This window comes from Alicyclobacillus acidiphilus NBRC 100859, assembly GCF_001544355.1.
In the GTDB taxonomy this organism is placed as follows: domain Bacteria; phylum Bacillota; class Bacilli; order Alicyclobacillales; family Alicyclobacillaceae; genus Alicyclobacillus; species Alicyclobacillus acidiphilus.
The window spans coordinates 1-794 of record NZ_BCQI01000156.1 but is presented as its reverse complement, the minus strand read 5'-3'; the positions used below and the strand labels follow the sequence as shown (position 1 = coordinate 794).

Below are 794 nucleotides of genomic sequence, written 5' to 3'. Positions count from 1 at the left end.
ATACAAATTCCACTTGGCTGTGGATACCGCGAGTGAACTGCCAGTTGCTTTGGATGTCACACCAGCGAACGTCTTTGATGGTGAGATGGCGGCACCATTGCTGGAACACGTCGTGACGACGCACGGTTGGAAAATCGACTTTGTCATGATGGATGCTGGATATGATCAAGTCAAAAACTATGAAACGGTTCGTCAATATGGTGCACAGGCAATTATCGCGATGAACAAGCGCGGTGAAAAAGAACCGCCTGAAGGAATCGCATCGGACGGGACGCCGCGTTGCACGATGGGATATGACATGGTGTATTGGGGTGCGGACGGTGACCGACTAAAGTTTCGCTGCCCGCACGCGGTTGGGAAGGTAGATTGTCCGCTTGGAACCGCGACATGTTCCGAATCCAACTACGGTATGGTGGTCAAAAAGCGGATCACAGAAGATATTCGGCGTTACTGCGCACCACACCGAGGCACGCAGAATTGGAAGCTGTTATACAACGAGCGAACTGCTGTAGAGCGTTGTAACGCAAGGCTTAAGACGAATTTGACGGCGAACGACGTCCATGTCCGAGGCATCCGAAAAGTAAAGACACACATGTTCCTCAACGCGATCGTGTTACTTGCATCGGCACTAGCTGTGAACCATATCGAACGACACAAGAAGACTGCATAAATCAAAACGAGTTGACGTGACGAGAAACGGCGCAAGAATACCAGTATGTGGAATTTAGTTTACTTACCCTAGGTGTTGTTCCTTTTTCACCTCCACCCAAAACGACCATTCTGCAAAACGCTCA

At 49.7% G+C, this 794-nt stretch carries 1 protein-coding gene; it reads left to right on the top strand.

The window, feature by feature from the left end; translation table 11 throughout:
* Positions 1-670: transposase (locus tag AAC01S_RS18530; protein ID WP_067626014.1), on the top strand; the 670-nt coding region annotated here is incomplete at its 5' end.
* Positions 671-794: the final 124 nt, after the last annotated feature.